The following is a 15,883-nucleotide window of genomic DNA, read 5'->3' as shown; positions in this document are numbered from 1 at the left end:
TATCGGTGGGCTTAGCCCTGCCCTAATCCTATATTAAAATCAGACATGGATTCACTTATCACCCTTTTAAATGCCGGCCTTGCCGATCTTGCGCTGGCGCTGCCTGAGCCACAAGTCACTTGCTTGCTAGCCTTCATAAAACTAATTGAAAAATGGAACAAGGCCTATAACTTGACAGCAGTGCGCGATCCGCTGGAGATGGTCAGTCTGCACATCCTGGATAGCTTGGCGATTTTGCCGTATCTTCATGGTTCGCGCGTTGCCGACATCGGTACCGGCGCCGGTTTGCCGGGCATTCCTCTGGCGATTTGCCGGCCGGATTGTCATTTCACCTTAGTTGACTCTAATTCCAAAAAAACCCGCTTCGTTCAGCAGGCCGTACTTGAGTTAAAGCTGAAAAATGTCGAGGTCGTGCATAGCCGAGTTGAACTGCTGGAGCCGGCAGAATTATTTTCCACGGTGCTTTGCCGGGCGTTTGCCAGCATGCCCGACATTCTGCAACTCACCGGGCATTTGTTGGCGGAGGATGGTGTGCTGCTGGCGATGAAAGGTCAGCAGCCCGAGCAAGAGCTGATAGACTTGGCCGCAACATACAGCGTGATTTCGCTGACGGTGCCCGGCATAGACGCCGAACGCTGCCTGATTCGACTGGAGAAACCCAAGCATGGCTAAGATTATCGCGATTACCAACCAAAAAGGCGGCGTCGGCAAAACCACCACTAGCGTCAATCTGGCGGCGGCATTGGCGGCTACCAAGCGCAAGGTGTTGTTAATCGACCTGGACCCGCAAGGCAACGCGGCCATGGGCTGCGGCGTGAATAAGGAAGAAATCGAATATTCCAGCTGCGAGTTGTTGCTGGAAGAAGTGCCGGTTTCCGAGATTGTCGTGAAAAACAAGCAGCTGGGGTTTGATTTGATCCCCGGCAATGCCGATTTAACCGCTGCCGAAGTGCAGCTGATGAGTGCGCAGCATCGTGAGCGGCGCCTGGCCGACGCTTTATTGGCTATAAAAGATCAGTACGACTACATCTTGATCGACTGTCCTCCATCGTTGAATATGTTGACCTTGAATGCGATGGTCGCCGCCAACAGCGTGTTGATTCCGATGCAGTGCGAGTATTATTCGCTGGAGGGATTGTCATCACTGATGTCCACCCTGCGCAGCATCCGCGATAGCGTCAATCCCGGTTTGTATCTGGAAGGTATCCTCAGAACCATGGTGGATAGCCGTAGCCGCTTGGGTAAGGATGTTTCCGACCAGTTAATCGAATATTTCGGTGACAAAGTCTTTAGGACTACTATCCCCAGAAACATTCGTCTGGCCGAGGCACCCAGCCATGGCGTACCGGTGTTGGCTTACGATAAAGCCTCGCGCGGGGCGATGGCCTACATCGCGTTGGCGGGTGAAATGATCAGAAAAGAAAAAGCGGCAAAAAAATGATACAAAAAAAACGCGGTTTAGGGCGAGGTTTGAGCGAGTTGCTGGGCGATGTGAGCGCGCCGGTGCCGGAAAAATCTCAAGACACGCAAAGTTTGCCTATCGAGTTTTTGCAGCGCGGCAAGTATCAGCCGCGCAAGGACATGGATCCGGAGAAGCTGAAGGAGTTGTCCGATTCGATTGCTGCGCAAGGCATCATCCAACCTATCATTGTTCGAAAAATAGATAGCGAGAAATACGAAATCATCGCCGGCGAACGCCGCTGGCGCGCTGCGCAATTGGCAGAACTGCGGGACGTGCCGGTGTTGGTCAAGGATTTGGATGATCGCTCGGTGATGGCGATCGCCTTGATTGAAAACATTCAGCGCGAGGATTTGAATGCGTTGGAAGAGGCCGAGGCGCTACATCGGTTGCAGGACGAATTTGAACTCACCCATCAGCAGATCGCCACGGCGGTAGGCAAGTCGCGCACTACGATCACTAATTTATTGCGTCTGCTGGAGTTGGCTAGTGAAGTGAAAGGTATGTTGGGCAAGGGTTTGTTGGAAATGGGACATGCCCGCGCCTTGCTGGGGTTGGACGAAGCCAAACAAGTCGAAATTGCCAACAAAGCTGTGAAACAAGGCTTGACCGTCAGAGCGGTAGAAAAGCTGGTGCGCGAACAGCATGAAGATAAGCCTGCGGTAGTAAAGAAAATAGATCCGGATACCTTGCGTTTGCAACGCGATCTGAGTGAGCGAACCGGTGCCAAGGTGGAAATCAATCATCAGAGCAGCGGCAAAGGCAAATTGATTTTTACTTACACCAGTTTGGAAGAGCTGGAAGGCATCATAAAGAAAATCAATTGAGTGCTCCGGGGCTGGCAAATGTCGTATTCCGGTCATGGTTCGGTGCTTTGTCGGATTTGCTACATTGCCTTTTTGGGCAATATTGCCGAAAATCAATATGTTAAGAAATGGCATGTGTATTGCTGTAAGCGTTGGGATTGAGCGTTTGGAATACGTCTGTAGTGGCTAGGTGTTGACAGAGGGCTCGTTGGGATAGTCTTGCCAAATCAACAAGGTGGCGACGCTGATTGCTTCTTGCTGAATGTGCTTACCTTGCTTTAGACGTGCTGGCTGGATATAATCGCCCAGCTCAAGACGAAAGGGGAAGTACATGACAGCTAGAAATGATTTTTCTACTGTCAGAAAAGTAGTTTTTGGACAAGTCCTGATGGCTGCATTAGTGGCGTCGGGATTTTTATTGATAGGCGGTTGGAAAAGTGCAGTGTCTCCGTTATTCGGAGGGTTTGTGGCTTTGCTGCCCAATCTGTATTTTGCCTACAAAATCTATCTGGCCAAGGATTTGGGCGCGCAGGGTATCGTTAATGCATTTTATGCAGGCGAAACGGTTAAGTTAATTTTGACGGTAGCCCTGTTTTCTATCGTTTTACAGATTCCCTCTGTTGATTTCTTAACGCTGATGGTGGGTTACATCGCAGTGTTGTCGGTTTTTTGGTTTGCGCTGTTTTGGTGGCGTGATTAGTTTTTTAGCGAGGACAAATGAGTACTGAAGGTGGCGCAACCGGTTATATAGTCCATCACTTGACACCGTTGTCGGTGGGTGAGGGATTTTGGACATTGCATCTGGATACCTTGTTTTTCTCCGCGTTTTTGGGCGGATTGTTCATCCTGTTTTTCAAAACTGTAGCGGAAAGAGCGACATCCGGCGTGCCTGGCTTGGCGCAAAATATTGCGGAGACCTTGGTCGAATTCGTAGATACCCAAGTTAAGGACAGTTTTCATGGCCGTAGTCCTTTAATTGCGCCGTTGTCGTTAACGATTTTCTGCTGGGTGTTCATGTGGAATGCCATGGACATGTTGCCGGTGGATTTGCTGCCGATGATAGGCAGTTTGATGGGCATGGAATACATGCGTGTGGTACCAAGTACCGATTTGAACGGTACCTTTGCCTTGTCGATCAGCGTGTTCTTCCTGATCTTCTTTTACAGCATCAAGGTTAAAGGATTGATGGGGTTTGCCAAAGAAATGACTTGCACACCTTTCGGCCCGAAAATGATGCCGTTCAATCTGCTGCTGAAAACAGTTGAAGAATTGGCGAAACCTATCTCGCTGGGTCTGCGGTTATTCGGTAACTTGTATGCCGGTGAGCTGGTATTTATCCTGATTGCCTTGCTGCCACCTATCGTTCAGCCATTGCTGGGTTTTCCTTGGGCGGTATTTCACATCCTGGTTATTACCCTGCAAGCCTTCATATTCATGGTGTTAACCATTGTGTATTTGAGCTTGGCCCACGAAGATCATTAATAGTTTTACTTTCAACTTTCATATCAATATTTAGGAGACACTATGGAACTCGCATCATTAATTGCCAACGTACAAGGCTTCACCGTTATCGCAGTTGGCATCATTTTGGGCTTGGGCGCAATCGGTACTGCTATCGGCTTCGGTCTGTTGGGCGGTAAATTCCTGGAAGGCGCTGCTCGTCAACCTGAGTTGGTTCCAATGTTGCAGGTCAAAATGTTCATCATTGCCGGTTTGCTTGACGCGGTAACCATGATCGGTGTTGGTTTGGCTCTGATGTTGACCTTCGCAAACCCATTCCTTTCAGCCGTTCAATCTGTTGCAGGTTAATTAGCAATTATCGGATTCATTTGAATAAGCTAAGCCTTATTCGCATACCGATAGAATGACAACGGCATTACGAGGAAAGCATCAATGAGCATCAATGCTACTCTGATCGGGCAGATGATAACTTTCACACTTCTGGTTTGGTTTACCATGAAGTATGTCTGGCCACCGATCATTGCCGCTCTGGAAGAGCGCAAAACCAAAATTTCCGAAGGTTTGGCCGCGGCCGAGAAGGGCCAGGAAGAGATTAAATTGGCCGAGAAAAAAGCCAAGAGCCTGCTGAAGGAAGCAAAAGAACAATCGGCGGAAATCGTCAGTGCAGCGCAAAAACGCGCCAATCAGCTGGTTGAAGAGTCGAAAGATCAAGCCAAAAAAGAAGGCGAGCGTTTGCTTGAAGCAGCAAAAGCCCAGATAGAGCAGGAAATGCTGCAAGCCAAAGAGAGCTTGCGCAAGGAAGTATCCTCACTGGCTTTGCGTGCCGCTGAACAGATTTTGAAAGAAGAAATCGACAAAGCCAAGCATCAAGACATTCTCAGCAAAGCAGCGGATCAATTGGGTTAAGCAATGGCTGAGTTATCGACATTAGCAAGACCTTACGCGGAAGCCGCTTTCAAGCGCGCCAAGGAAACGGGGTCGTCCAAGCAATGGTCCGAGTCGTTGACGTTTTTGTCCTTGGTTATCCAGGATGAGGCATTGGCTGCCATTGTCAAAAATCCTCGGGTTGGCAAACAGCATACAGCACAGTTGATTCTGGATATTTGCCAGGATCAAATACATGACGAAGCCAAGAATCTTCTGAAAGTGTTGATAGAAAATGACAAGCTGCCCCTACTGCCGCAAATTTCGGTGATGTTCGAGCAGTACAAAGCGGACGATGAAGGCTACGCCAATGTGGATTTATACAGCGCGTATTCTCTGACAAAAGCCGAGCAAGGCAAGTATGTCGCCATGCTGGAAAAGCTTTTGCATAAAAAGGTCAATGCATCCGTTTCTGTCGATAAATCGTTAATTGGGGGCATCCTCGCTAAAGCGGGAGATAAAGTCATCGACGGTTCTATCAAAGGCCAGCTTCATCAATTAGCTAAAAGACTTTAAGAGTTAGAGCGGGAAAATAAAATGCAATTAAATCCATCAGAAATAAGTGATCTGATCAAAAAGAAGATCGAGAACTTCGACGCCCATGTTGAGGCACATACCGAAGGCACCGTAGTCAGTGTCACCGACGGTATTGTTCGGGTTCACGGTCTGTCGGAAGCAATGCAAGGCGAAATGCTGGAATTCCCTGGCGGCTCTTACGGCATGGCTTTGAACCTGGAAAGAGACTCGGTCGGTGTGGTAATGCTCGGTGCTTATCAACACATCACCGAAGGCGATACTGTTAAATGTACCGGTAGAATTTTAGAAGTGCCGGTGGGTGAAGCATTGTTGGGCCGTGTGGTCGATGCCTTGGGTAACCCTATCGACGGTAAAGGCGCCATCGAAACCAAATTAAGCTCTCCAATCGAAAAAATTGCCCCCGGCGTTATTGCCAGACAATCGGTCGATCAACCGGTGCAAATCGGTTTGAAAGCGATTGACTCGATGATTCCGGTTGGCCGCGGCCAACGTGAGTTGATCATCGGTGACAGACAAACCGGTAAAACAGCCATTGCGATTGATGCGATCATCAATCAAAAAGGCACCGGCATCAAATGTATCTATGTCGCTATCGGCCAAAAACGTTCTTCTATTGCCAACGTGGTTCGCAAACTGGAAGAGCATGGTGCGATGGAGCACACTATCATCGTGGTGGCTTCGGCTTCTGAATCGGCAGCGCTGCAATTTATTGCACCCTACACCGGTTGCTCAATGGGCGAATATTTCCGAGACATTGGTGAAGATGCACTGATCATTTATGACGATTTGACCAAGCAAGCTTGGGCGTATCGCCAAATTTCCTTGCTGTTGCGTCGTCCGCCAGGTCGTGAAGCGTATCCAGGCGACGTGTTTTACATCCACTCGCGCTTGTTGGAACGCGCTGCGCGTATTAACGCGGTTGAAGTCGAAAAACTGACCAACGGTAAAGTAAAAGGCAAAACCGGTTCATTAACTGCATTGCCGATTATCGAAACCCAAGGCGGCGACGTGTCTGCGTTCGTACCGACCAACGTAATCTCCATCACCGACGGCCAGATCTTCCTGGAAACCGGTCTGTTCAATTCGGGTATTCGTCCTGCGGTTAACGCCGGTCTGTCAGTATCTCGGGTTGGCGGCGCGGCACAAACCAAGATCATCAAAAAGCTGGGCGGCGGTATTCGTCTGGATTTGGCGCAGTTCCGCGAATTGGCGGCTTTTGCGCAGTTCGCTTCCGATTTGGACGAAAGCACACGCAAGCAAATCGAACGCGGCCAACGGGTTACCGAGCTGATGAAACAAAATCAATACGCGCCGATGTCGGTTGCGGACATGAGTGTTTCCTTGTACGCGGCTAACGCTGGATTCTTGGATGGTCTGGAAGTTAAAAAAGTCCGCGATTTCGAAGCGGCCTTGCTGGACTTCATGCATGCCGATGAATCTGCTTTGATGGCTAAAATCAACGAGAAAGGCGACTACAACGACGACATTCAAAAAGGCATCCACAATGCCATTGAACGTTTCGTCAAAACCGGTAGCTGGTAAAGGGTCCGCAAATGGCTGTTGGCAAAGAGATACGTACCAAGATCGCGAGTATTAAAAATACTCAGAAGATTACTCGGGCCATGGAAATGGTGGCGGCGAGCAAGATGCGTAAAACCAAAGACAGAATGCAGGCCACCCGGCCTTACGCGAAAAAGATAGGCCAGATCATCAAACATCTGGCTTATGCCAATCCCGAATACAAGCATCCGTTTTTGATCGAACGCGAAGTGAAGCGCATCGGCATCATCGTAGTGAGCTCCGATAGAGGTTTGTGCGGTGGTCTGAATGCCAACTTGTTTCGAAAAGTTTTAGGCGAAATGCAGCAATGGCAAAGCCGCCAGATCGAAGTAGACGTCTGCACCATCGGTAGCAAAGCGGCCGGTTTTTTCAGCATGATCAAAGCTAACCTGATTGGACAAGTTTCGAAATTGGGCGATACGCCACATCAGAGCGAAATTATCGGCACGATCAAAATCATGCTGGATGCGTTTGCCGCCGGTGAAATTGACGAGTTGTTTTTGATTAGTAATGACTTTGTAAACACCATGACACAAAAACCGGTGGTACAAAAATTGTTGCCGGTGGCCGTGAGTGACTTGGCTGAAGAATCCAAAGGTCGTTGGGATTACTTATACGAACCTGACGCTAAAGAAGTATTGGACAGTTTATTGATCCGATATGTGGAATCCGCGGTTTTCCAAGGTTTAGTGGAAAACAACGCCTGCGAGCAGGCTGCCCGAATGGTGGCAATGAAAAGCGCATCCGATAACGCCGGGAATATCATTAAAGAATTGCAACTGGTTTATAACAAAGCCAGACAGGCGGCAATTACGCAAGAGATTTCCGAAATCGTGGCCGGCGCTGCCGCTGTTTAGTGCATCAAGACAAGTTTAGAGATTTTAAAAGAGGACGACATAATGAGTTTGGGTAAAATCGTTCAGATCATCGGTGCGGTCGTAGACGTGGAGTTTCCACGCGATAACCTGCCGAAAGTATATGATGCGTTAAATGTTAAGGGCGGTCTGGTTTTGGAAGTTCAGCAGCAATTGGGCGACGGCGTAGTCCGGACCATTGCGATGGGTTCCACCGATGGTTTGAGCCGTGGTGTTGAAGTCAGCAACTCTGGCGAAGCGATCAAGGTACCGGTCGGTCAAGCAACTCTGGGACGCATCATGAATGTTCTCGGTGAGGCGATCGATGAAAAAGGGCCTATTGGTGAGAAAGAGAAGTGGACTATCCACCGTGACGCCCCTTCCTACGACGAACAAGCGCCAGCCAACGAATTGTTGGAAACCGGTATCAAAGTAATCGACTTGGTTTGCCCGTTCGCGAAAGGCGGTAAAGTCGGTCTGTTCGGCGGTGCCGGCGTAGGCAAGACTGTTAACATGATGGAACTGATCCGTAACATTGCGATCGAGCACAGCGGTTTCTCGGTATTTGCCGGTGTGGGCGAGCGGACTCGTGAAGGTAACGACTTCTATCACGAAATGACCGACTCCAACGTTATCGACAAAGTATCGCTGGTTTACGGTCAGATGAACGAGCCACCTGGAAACCGTTTGCGCGTCGCACTGACCGGTCTGACCATGGCGGAGTTTTTCCGTGACGAAGGTCGTGACGTACTGTTCTTCGTTGACAACATTTATCGTTACACTTTGGCGGGTACCGAAGTATCGGCGCTGCTGGGCCGTATGCCTTCCGCGGTAGGTTATCAGCCTACACTGGCTGAAGAGATGGGTGTACTGCAGGAGCGGATTACTTCCACCAAAACCGGTTCTATCACTTCTATCCAAGCGGTATACGTACCTGCGGATGACTTGACCGACCCGTCGCCTGCTACAACATTTGCTCACTTGGACGCGACCGTCGTATTGTCCCGCCAAATCGCCGAGCTGGGTATCTATCCGGCTATCGATCCACTGGATTCCAGCAGCCGTCAGCTTGATCCTTTGGTTATCGGTCAGGAACATTACGAAGTTGCCCGTTCGGTACAAGGTATTTTGCAACGCTATAAAGAACTGCGCGATATTATCGCTATCTTGGGTATGGACGAGTTGTCGGAAGACGACAAACTGACCGTATCCAGAGCGCGTAAAATCCAGCGTTTCTTGTCGCAACCGTTCTTCGTTGCTGAAGTCTTTACCGGTTCGCCTGGTAAATACGTATCTTTGAAAGATACTATTGCCGGCTTCAAAGGCATTATCAGCGGCGAATACGACAGTCTTCCCGAGCAAGCTTTCTACATGGTCGGCACAATCGACGAAGCCATTGAAAAAGCCAAAGGCATGTAAACCACCTCATAGGAGAGTTTTAACATGGCAATGACAATTCATGTGGACATCGTTAGCGCGGAGCAGGAAATTTTTTCCGGCTTGGCTGAAATGGTCTTTGCACCGGCCGAAATGGGCGATGTCGGTATCGCGCCGCGCCATGCGCCGTTAATCACCAAGCTTAAGCCCGGAGAAGTTCGGGTTAAGCTGAGCGATAAGGACTATCAAGCGTTTTACGTGTCCGGTGGCTTTCTGGAAGTGCAGCCGCATTTGGTAACTGTTTTGGCGGATACAGCGATCAGAGCAAAGGACATTGACGAAGCGGCGGCGCTACAAGCCAAAGCCAGAGCGGAAGAAATGCTCAGCGATAAATCGGGTAAATACGATTACGCGATTGCGCAAGCCGAATTGGCGCAAGCTGTAAACCAATTAAGAACCTTGGAAAGATTAAGAAAACGTGGTGCGTAAACCATTTATCGCGTAAAAATATAAGCCCGATGACGCAACGTTATCGGGCTTTTTTTGTTTTAAGGAATAGCAATGTCGATTAAAACCATCATCTTGGCGGCCGGCCAAGGCACCAGAATGCGTTCGTCGCGGCCTAAAGTACTGCACGAAATCGCCAATAAAGCGTTGTTGCAGCATGTCTACGAAACAAGTCTTTCGCTGGAAAATAATCAGATTTTTATCATCTACGGCCACGGCGGCGAGACTGTCAAACAAGCTTTGAGTAGCTTGGACGCTACCTGGATAGAGCAAAAGCAGCAACTAGGCACTGGGCACGCGGTACAGCAAGCCATTCACCACGTCGACGATCCGGACACAGTATTGATTCTGTACGGTGATGTACCTTTATTAAAGGCCAAAACCATCCAAACCTTATTGCACAAGGTCAGCTTGACGTCCTTGGCATTGCTGACGGTCAACCTGGACGACCCCACCGGCTACGGCCGCATAGTCCGCGATAAAGATCATGCCGTTGTCAAAATAGTTGAGCAAAAAGACGCCAACGAAGTGGAATTACAAATCAGCGAAGGCAATACCGGCATCCTGGCTTGTAAAGGCAGCCAGTTGAAGCAATGGTTATCCAGGCTGAGCAATAACAACGCCCAAAACGAATATTATTTAACCGACATTATTGAAATGGCCGTGGAAGATGGTCTTACCGTTGAAACCACTCAAGCCGGCAGCCAGGAAGAAGTGCTGGGTGTAAATAATCGCAGCCAATTGGCCCATCTGGAGCGCGTGTATCAAGCGGAACAGGCGCAAGCGCTGATGGAAAAAGGCGTGACACTGCGCGATCCGGCTCGGGTGGATGTCAGAGGCAATTTTGCCGAACTGGGTCAGGATATTGATGTGGACATCAACGTGATTTTCGAAGGCGTTAATCGCATCGGCTCAAACGTCAAAATCGGTCCCAATTGTCTGATTAAAAACGCCAGCATCGCCAACGATGTCGAAATTCTGGCTAACAGCGTGATCGAGGACGCCTCGGTCGGCGCCGGCAGCCGCATAGGCCCGTTCGCCCGGCTGCGGCCGCAAACCGAGCTGGCCGATCATGTGCATATCGGCAATTTTGTGGAAATCAAAAAATCCACTGTCGCCACCGGCAGCAAAATTAACCATTTAAGCTATATTGGCGATAGCGAAGTGGGTAGCAAGGTCAATATCGGCGCCGGCACCATCACGTGCAATTACGACGGCGTGAATAAATTTAAAACCATCATCGAAGACGGCGCGTTTATCGGCTCCGATACCCAATTGGTGGCACCGGTAACGGTCGGAAAAAACGCGACAATCGGCGCCGGTTCGACCATTACCCGGGATACGCCGGAAAATCAATTAACCCTTAGCCGGAGTAAGCAGCTTAGCGTGCCTAGCTGGCAACGTCCGGTCAAACTGGCGGAGATTGTTCCCGACAATTCTCCGCACTCGTTAGCTCCTAGTCAGTCGGAGAAATAGTATGTGTGGGATAGTCGCGGGCGTTGCCCAACGCAATGTGGTACCGATATTGATAGAGGGTTTGAAGCGTCTGGAATACCGGGGCTACGACTCTGCCGGCTTGGCCGTCGTCAATAGCGGAGAAATATTCCGCAAGCGCGAGTTGGGTAAGGTTAAAGGGTTGGAAGCGTTGATTTCCGCCGACCCAATCGAAGGCCGCATCGGCATCGCCCACACCCGCTGGGCTACTCACGGCAAGCCCAGCACTCGCAATGCCCACCCCCACGTCAGCAAGGACCGTGTCGCGGTGGTACATAACGGCATCATTGAAAACCACGATCATTTACGCACTGCATTACAGGAAAACGGCTACGTCTTCACCTCCGAGACTGACACCGAAGTCATCGTGCACAAGGTTGCTGAAGAACTGAAAGACGCCGACAGCCTGCTCGACGCCGTCACCAAAACCGTCAAAAGCCTGCGCGGCGCTTATGCCTTGGGCGTCATCGACAGCGAACAACCGGATTTATTGGTTGCCTGCCGTAAAGGCAGCCCGCTGGTGATCGGCATCGGCATCGGCGAATATTTCATCGCCTCCGACATTGCCGCCTTGCTGCCGGTTACCCAGCGCTTCATCTTCCTGGAAGACGGCGATGTGGCCGAATTGACCATCAACGGCGTCACCATTTTCGACGAAGCCGGCCGCCGCGTGGTCCGCCCGGTCATCGAAAGCCAACTAAAAGCCGACTCGGTCGACAAAGGCAAATACCGGCACTACATGCTCAAGGAAATCTACGAGCAAGCCTGGGCGGTTTCCGAAACCCTGGAAGGCCGCTTCATCGACAACCGTCTGCAAGACAACGCCTTTGGCCACAATGCCGGCGAAGTGTTCGACCAGATCAAATCGGTGCTGATCCTGGCCTGCGGCACCAGTTACCACGCAGGACTGGTCGCTCGCTACTGGTTCGAAAAATACGCCCGCGTGCCCTGCTCTATCGAAATTGCCAGCGAATTTCGCTACCGCAACCCGGTGGTGGCGCCGGATACATTAGTAGTCACCATTTCCCAGTCCGGCGAAACTGCCGACACGCTGGCCGCATTGCAGGAAGCCAAAAAGCTCGGCGTCAAACACTCGTTGGTGATCTGCAACGCGCCGGAGAGCTCGCTGGTACGCGAATCCGATCTGGTGTTGATGACCCGCGCCGGCCCGGAAATCGGCGTTGCTTCGACCAAGGCCTTCACCACCCAGTTGGTGGCCTTGTTGATGCTGATCATCGCAGTCGGCCGCCGCTTCGAGCTCAGCGCCGACCAGGAAGAGCACATCGTCTCGCAACTGTTTGCCCTGCCCGGCAACATCGAAAAAGTGCTGAAGCTGGACAATGCCATCGAACTGTTGTCGCAGCGTTTCGCCGACAAGCACAACGCGCTGTTCCTCGGCCGTGGTACCCATTACCCGATCGCGATGGAAGGCGCCTTGAAGCTCAAGGAGATTTCCTATATCCACGCCGAAGCCTATCCGGCCGGCGAATTGAAGCACGGCCCGCTGGCCTTGATCGACGCCGAAATGCCGGTGGTTACCGTGGCGCCCAACAATAACCTGCTGGAAAAGCTGAAATCCAACATCCAGGAAGTCAGCGCCCGCGGCGGGCAGTTGATCGTGTTCATGGACGAGGAACTGGCCGAAAGCGATGCCGCTGACGAGAACGTGCAAATCGTCAAAATGCCCAGCGTCGCCAACGCCATCTCGCCGATCATCTACACTATCCCGCTACAACTGCTGTCCTACTACGTCGCCGTGCTGAAAGGCACCGATGTCGATCAGCCGCGGAATTTAGCTAAGTCGGTCACGGTGGAATAGCGGTTAAATTAGTGGAACGGATTCCTGTAGGAAGGCAATAAAGATTCATACTGGGTAATAAAGTATCATACCAGGCAATAAAGTTGCATACTGAAGCCATTAAGTCTAGACTCTTATCAAGAGCGAGGACTTAGTGGCTTTTTTATGGCGAAAAAATCTTACGCAATTTCAGAAGTAACCAACCAAAAATGGATAAAGGAGGGTCGAGGCTCTGGGCAGGGTTGTGACTATAAGCCCTGGCTACCGGTCAGAGATTTACCCTCCGAAGGCCGATCTCACCGCATATTCGGGCACAAGTCACAGCGCACCCATCACCTTCTGTCAGACCTTGAGTTGGCAGTTTTTTTTATACTTGAATGGCATATCGATACGGTAGACATTCGAGAGCAATTTCCATTGCGATTAGAAGATACTTGCTCAATAGCTGATGAGGCGCGAATTAAACACCCGGAGTCTCAAGGCGTGTTGCAAATTATGAGTTCTGATTTTTTGGTCAATACTCGTGATTCGGAATCCCCCAAATTTACTCTTCAAGCAAAATATTCGGAAAAATTGCAAGATACCCGCACAATCGAAAAATTAGAAATTGAACGGCGGTATTGGGTGCAGAAGTCCGTGCCGTGGATGCTGGTGACTGAGAAGGAAATTCCATTAGTCATATTTAATAACATCGCTTGGCTGTATCCCAAGCAGCAGTGGAACGAGCTTGAAATAGACGTGATGCAGGAGCGTGTTGCGATTTACGCGCATCATTTCCAAAAATTTCCGCGGAAAACGATTGTTGAAATCGCCATATTACTCGATGCCGCTTATTCCCTACCGCCAGGACAATCGCTGTCGGAAATACGCGCGCTTTTGGCCAATCGTTGCTTTTTATTCGATATTTTTGTGCCGTATTTGCAGTTAACAGGCGGTGAGTTGCAATCCGAAAATATAGTGACGATGATGGAGGTGCTTCGTGTTTCGAATCAATGAAGTGCTTAAAGTGAATGGCCACCTCAATCGGATTTTGGCTGATGTATCGGAAGAATTGCTGGTTTGGATCACTATGGATCACGAATCCGCGTTACCTGAACTGGTAACTAAACGGGAATTGGTTGAAGCCATTGAATTGGAAACGCTGGTACGAACCGAAGATCCCTACGAAAATCTTTACTATCTGGTCCTGGAAGATGATTCACCGGCTAAGACAAAAAGAGATGAAAATTACCACCTAATCAAATCTATCGTTTGTGACCCTAACGTTTATCTCCCTAAAGTTAGGTCCTCGCTCATCAATCAGATCATTGCTGAACACGGTTCGACGAAACAGACTATCTACAGGCTGCTTCGTCGATATTGGCAAAGAGGCCAAACAGCCAATGCTCTCATTCCGGACTATACAAATTCAGGCGCAAGGGGACAGAAACGGGTTGCAAAAGATAAAAAGTTGGGCAGACCTAGATTACATAAACCAGGTGTTGGAGTTGGCATTGACGGGTTGGTCGAAAAATTATTCAAAATAACCATCGACCGGTATTTATTGACAGATAAAAAGCATCCTTTAAGCTAACAAGACCTCCAGACCCGGATGTGATTTCCGGGGAAAATTCTGGCATTGGTGTTTCCGAACTTCAGAACGTTTTAAATTTCTGTTCGGCCGATTTTTTGCGCGGATTGATCGAAGCACCCGAGCGAGCTGCAGCGATTTATGCGCGGACAAGCGAAATTTTGAAGCATATTGATAAAGCGAGCAGCGATGAACCTTGGTTGTTAATTGGTGATGATCCGCCTTCTTCACTCTTACGTCTACGTTCAATCGTTGAACAAGCTTGTATGATTATAGGAGAATCCGGCTTTCGCAATTTGAAAGTTAGCCAGTTAGCGCCGAGTTTATCGAAGACGTCACGCTTTAATGATGCACTTCGTATGTTGTCTATCAAGATTCAACAGCAACTCGATGCCCGTCTCGATGCATTGAAAGTTGAACTCGAAACGACGATACGCGATCGTGGCTATGTTGTACGAGCTGCCTTCCGTCCAGTCAATGAAATTGGTGGTCCCTGGCCTTATGCAAAGTTGCTCGTTATCGTGACGCTAGAACGAATGATAGATTGGCCGGCGACAATTGAAGCGATCGCAGAACCCGTAAGACAAATTGCAGGCACTGGGCGACGCATCACGATTGTGCCTGCCGTTGGCCGTTTTTGCATTCAGGAACAAGCGTTTTCAGGTGTAGAAACGTTGTTTCCTCAAGCATTTGAGGATGTGTCTTGGTTAGCGGAACTAGGTTTTTCACCCGCTGAAATTTCGTTAGGGCGAAAATTCGACGCATTGATAGCGGCAATTCTTGAAGTTTCAACAATAAAAGCTTTTGGCTGTGGTGGTAAAGATCGTGCTTCGGAGGAATGGAACATACTCGAAAAGGCTAATGCGGAAATCGAGGCAACGCTAATCGAGTTGGAATCGATCATACCAATCGAACTTAGAGGAGAAGTAACGGAATTTTTGGATTCACTGGTTAAAACTGGAGCGGATTTTGCCGTTGGCTTCTGGCAGCAAATACATGGAGATTCTACATCGTCTCCAGCATCGGTAATAACAGCTATAAAGCTGATCTTGTTGGATTTGGATTTAAGTATAGTGATTGAAACTCAGTAGCTATCCTCTGGGTCTTTGTCGCCATTGAACTTTAGCATCTCAGCAGGGGATACTGATAACGCATCCGCCAACTTGCAAATATTCAGCAAGGCAATATTTCGTTTCCCCCGCTCTACTCCTCCCAAATAACTTCTAGCCATGCCGCATTCCAGTGCGAGTTGCTCTTGAGACCAGCCGCGCTCTTTCCGCAATTGGACAAGACGTTGTCCAAATAAGATAAGTGGGTCAGCTGTGGACTGGGATTGGGTAGGCATTTCATGATGCTACTTACCAGCACTCTATGAGGCCACGCTCTATGAGTGACAATTATGCCTTGCAGGCTTATATTTGGCGTTTTGTCTTTGCTGTCCAATGCCGAATTCGTCTATGCACCCTAAATTGGCTCATCTTTCAGACAGTCAGATAGAAAATCTGATTTCACGGTACTACGCGGGAGAAACAATTG

19 protein-coding genes are annotated in these 15,883 nt (G+C 49.5%); 17 read left to right on the top strand and 2 right to left on the bottom strand.

What is annotated here, in order from left to right; genetic code table 11:
- Positions 1 to 45: 45 nt before the first annotated feature.
- Genes rsmG through JWZ98_RS22285 form a run of 3 tightly spaced genes read left to right on the top strand, consistent with a single transcriptional unit; the run spans position 46 to position 2,286 of the window.
- The gene (rsmG, locus tag JWZ98_RS22295) at positions 46 to 672 is read left to right on the top strand and encodes a 16S rRNA (guanine(527)-N(7))-methyltransferase RsmG (protein WP_205452268.1); all 627 of its coding nucleotides are present in this window, start codon (positions 46 to 48) and stop codon (positions 670 to 672) included.
- Positions 665 to 1,441: a ParA family protein gene (locus JWZ98_RS22290; RefSeq protein WP_171696985.1), complete on the top strand. Its 777-nt coding sequence runs from the start codon at positions 665 to 667 to the stop codon at positions 1,439 to 1,441. Before rsmG ends, JWZ98_RS22290 begins: the two co-directional genes overlap by 8 nt.
- On the top strand, positions 1,438 to 2,286 hold the full coding sequence (locus JWZ98_RS22285; RefSeq protein ID WP_205452267.1) for a ParB/RepB/Spo0J family partition protein: 849 nt from the start codon (positions 1,438 to 1,440) through the stop codon (positions 2,284 to 2,286). The genes JWZ98_RS22290 and JWZ98_RS22285 overlap by 4 nt, the downstream gene beginning before the upstream one ends.
- Before the next feature lie 165 nt (positions 2,287 to 2,451).
- Here the strand turns inward: JWZ98_RS22285 and JWZ98_RS22280 are convergent, their stop codons facing one another.
- On the bottom strand, positions 2,452 to 2,598 hold the full coding sequence (locus JWZ98_RS22280) for a hypothetical protein (RefSeq protein ID WP_205452264.1): 147 nt from the start codon (positions 2,596 to 2,598) through the stop codon (positions 2,452 to 2,454).
- Here JWZ98_RS22280 and JWZ98_RS22275 point away from each other — a divergent pair.
- The 14 genes from JWZ98_RS22275 to JWZ98_RS22210 all read left to right on the top strand — a co-directional run bounded on the left by JWZ98_RS22275 (position 2,597) and on the right by JWZ98_RS22210 (position 15,438).
- Complete coding sequence (locus JWZ98_RS22275) at positions 2,597 to 2,965, top strand: ATP synthase subunit I (protein WP_033156958.1); 369 nt, start codon at positions 2,597 to 2,599, stop codon at positions 2,963 to 2,965. The genes JWZ98_RS22280 and JWZ98_RS22275 overlap by 2 nt on opposite strands.
- A 17-nt stretch (positions 2,966 to 2,982) precedes the next feature.
- Positions 2,983 to 3,747, top strand: coding sequence for a F0F1 ATP synthase subunit A (atpB, locus tag JWZ98_RS22270; protein WP_026147085.1), 765 nt, complete (start codon positions 2,983 to 2,985; stop codon positions 3,745 to 3,747).
- A gap of 42 nt (positions 3,748 to 3,789) precedes the next feature.
- On the top strand, positions 3,790 to 4,074 hold the full coding sequence (atpE, locus tag JWZ98_RS22265; RefSeq protein ID WP_020484117.1) for a F0F1 ATP synthase subunit C: 285 nt from the start codon (positions 3,790 to 3,792) through the stop codon (positions 4,072 to 4,074).
- A gap of 84 nt (positions 4,075 to 4,158) precedes the next feature.
- Positions 4,159 to 4,632, top strand: a complete 474-nt coding sequence (locus tag JWZ98_RS22260; RefSeq protein WP_026602690.1) for a F0F1 ATP synthase subunit B — start codon at positions 4,159 to 4,161, stop codon at positions 4,630 to 4,632.
- 3 nt (positions 4,633 to 4,635) lie between these two features.
- Positions 4,636 to 5,166 (top strand): F0F1 ATP synthase subunit delta, encoded by a 531-nt coding sequence (locus tag JWZ98_RS22255; protein ID WP_205452262.1) that lies wholly within the window; start codon positions 4,636 to 4,638, stop codon positions 5,164 to 5,166.
- 21 nt (positions 5,167 to 5,187) lie between these two features.
- Positions 5,188 to 6,729: a F0F1 ATP synthase subunit alpha gene (atpA, locus tag JWZ98_RS22250; RefSeq protein ID WP_033156956.1), complete on the top strand. Its 1,542-nt coding sequence runs from the start codon at positions 5,188 to 5,190 to the stop codon at positions 6,727 to 6,729.
- Between the two features lie 11 nt (positions 6,730 to 6,740).
- Positions 6,741 to 7,604 carry a F0F1 ATP synthase subunit gamma gene (gene atpG / locus JWZ98_RS22245; RefSeq protein WP_205452260.1) on the top strand — a complete coding sequence of 288 codons (864 nt, stop codon included), beginning with the start codon at positions 6,741 to 6,743 and terminating at the stop codon, positions 7,602 to 7,604.
- Between the two features lie 42 nt (positions 7,605 to 7,646).
- The gene (atpD, locus tag JWZ98_RS22240) at positions 7,647 to 9,020 is read left to right on the top strand and encodes a F0F1 ATP synthase subunit beta (RefSeq protein ID WP_033156954.1); all 1,374 of its coding nucleotides are present in this window, start codon (positions 7,647 to 7,649) and stop codon (positions 9,018 to 9,020) included.
- Between the two features lie 24 nt (positions 9,021 to 9,044).
- On the top strand, positions 9,045 to 9,467 hold the full coding sequence (locus JWZ98_RS22235) for a F0F1 ATP synthase subunit epsilon (protein ID WP_033156953.1): 423 nt from the start codon (positions 9,045 to 9,047) through the stop codon (positions 9,465 to 9,467).
- A gap of 72 nt (positions 9,468 to 9,539) precedes the next feature.
- Positions 9,540 to 10,961 carry a bifunctional UDP-N-acetylglucosamine diphosphorylase/glucosamine-1-phosphate N-acetyltransferase GlmU gene (gene glmU, locus JWZ98_RS22230; RefSeq protein WP_205452258.1) on the top strand — a complete coding sequence of 474 codons (1,422 nt, stop codon included), beginning with the start codon at positions 9,540 to 9,542 and terminating at the stop codon, positions 10,959 to 10,961.
- A 1-nt stretch (position 10,962) separates the two neighbouring features.
- On the top strand, positions 10,963 to 12,798 hold the full coding sequence (gene glmS / locus JWZ98_RS22225; protein ID WP_205452254.1) for a glutamine--fructose-6-phosphate transaminase (isomerizing): 1,836 nt from the start codon (positions 10,963 to 10,965) through the stop codon (positions 12,796 to 12,798).
- Between the two features lie 144 nt (positions 12,799 to 12,942).
- Positions 12,943 to 13,773, top strand: a complete 831-nt coding sequence (locus JWZ98_RS22220) for a TnsA endonuclease N-terminal domain-containing protein (RefSeq protein ID WP_205452253.1) — start codon at positions 12,943 to 12,945, stop codon at positions 13,771 to 13,773.
- The gene (locus JWZ98_RS22215) at positions 13,757 to 14,350 is read left to right on the top strand and encodes a hypothetical protein (RefSeq protein ID WP_205452252.1); all 594 of its coding nucleotides are present in this window, start codon (positions 13,757 to 13,759) and stop codon (positions 14,348 to 14,350) included. The genes JWZ98_RS22220 and JWZ98_RS22215 overlap by 17 nt, the downstream gene beginning before the upstream one ends.
- 20 nt (positions 14,351 to 14,370) lie before the next feature.
- Positions 14,371 to 15,438: a hypothetical protein gene (locus JWZ98_RS22210; protein WP_205452249.1), complete on the top strand. Its 1,068-nt coding sequence runs from the start codon at positions 14,371 to 14,373 to the stop codon at positions 15,436 to 15,438.
- Here the strand turns inward: JWZ98_RS22210 and JWZ98_RS22205 are convergent.
- Positions 15,432 to 15,692: a helix-turn-helix transcriptional regulator gene (locus JWZ98_RS22205; RefSeq protein WP_205452248.1), complete on the bottom strand. Its 261-nt coding sequence runs from the start codon at positions 15,690 to 15,692 to the stop codon at positions 15,432 to 15,434. The two genes, JWZ98_RS22210 and JWZ98_RS22205, sit on opposite strands and share 7 nt — an antisense overlap.
- Positions 15,693 to 15,883: the final 191 nt, after the last annotated feature.

The sequence above is a fragment of the Methylomonas sp. EFPC1 genome (assembly GCF_016925515.1).
In the GTDB taxonomy this organism is placed as follows: domain Bacteria; phylum Pseudomonadota; class Gammaproteobacteria; order Methylococcales; family Methylomonadaceae; genus Methylomonas; species Methylomonas defluvii.
This window is presented reverse-complemented; position numbering and strand designations above follow the sequence as displayed.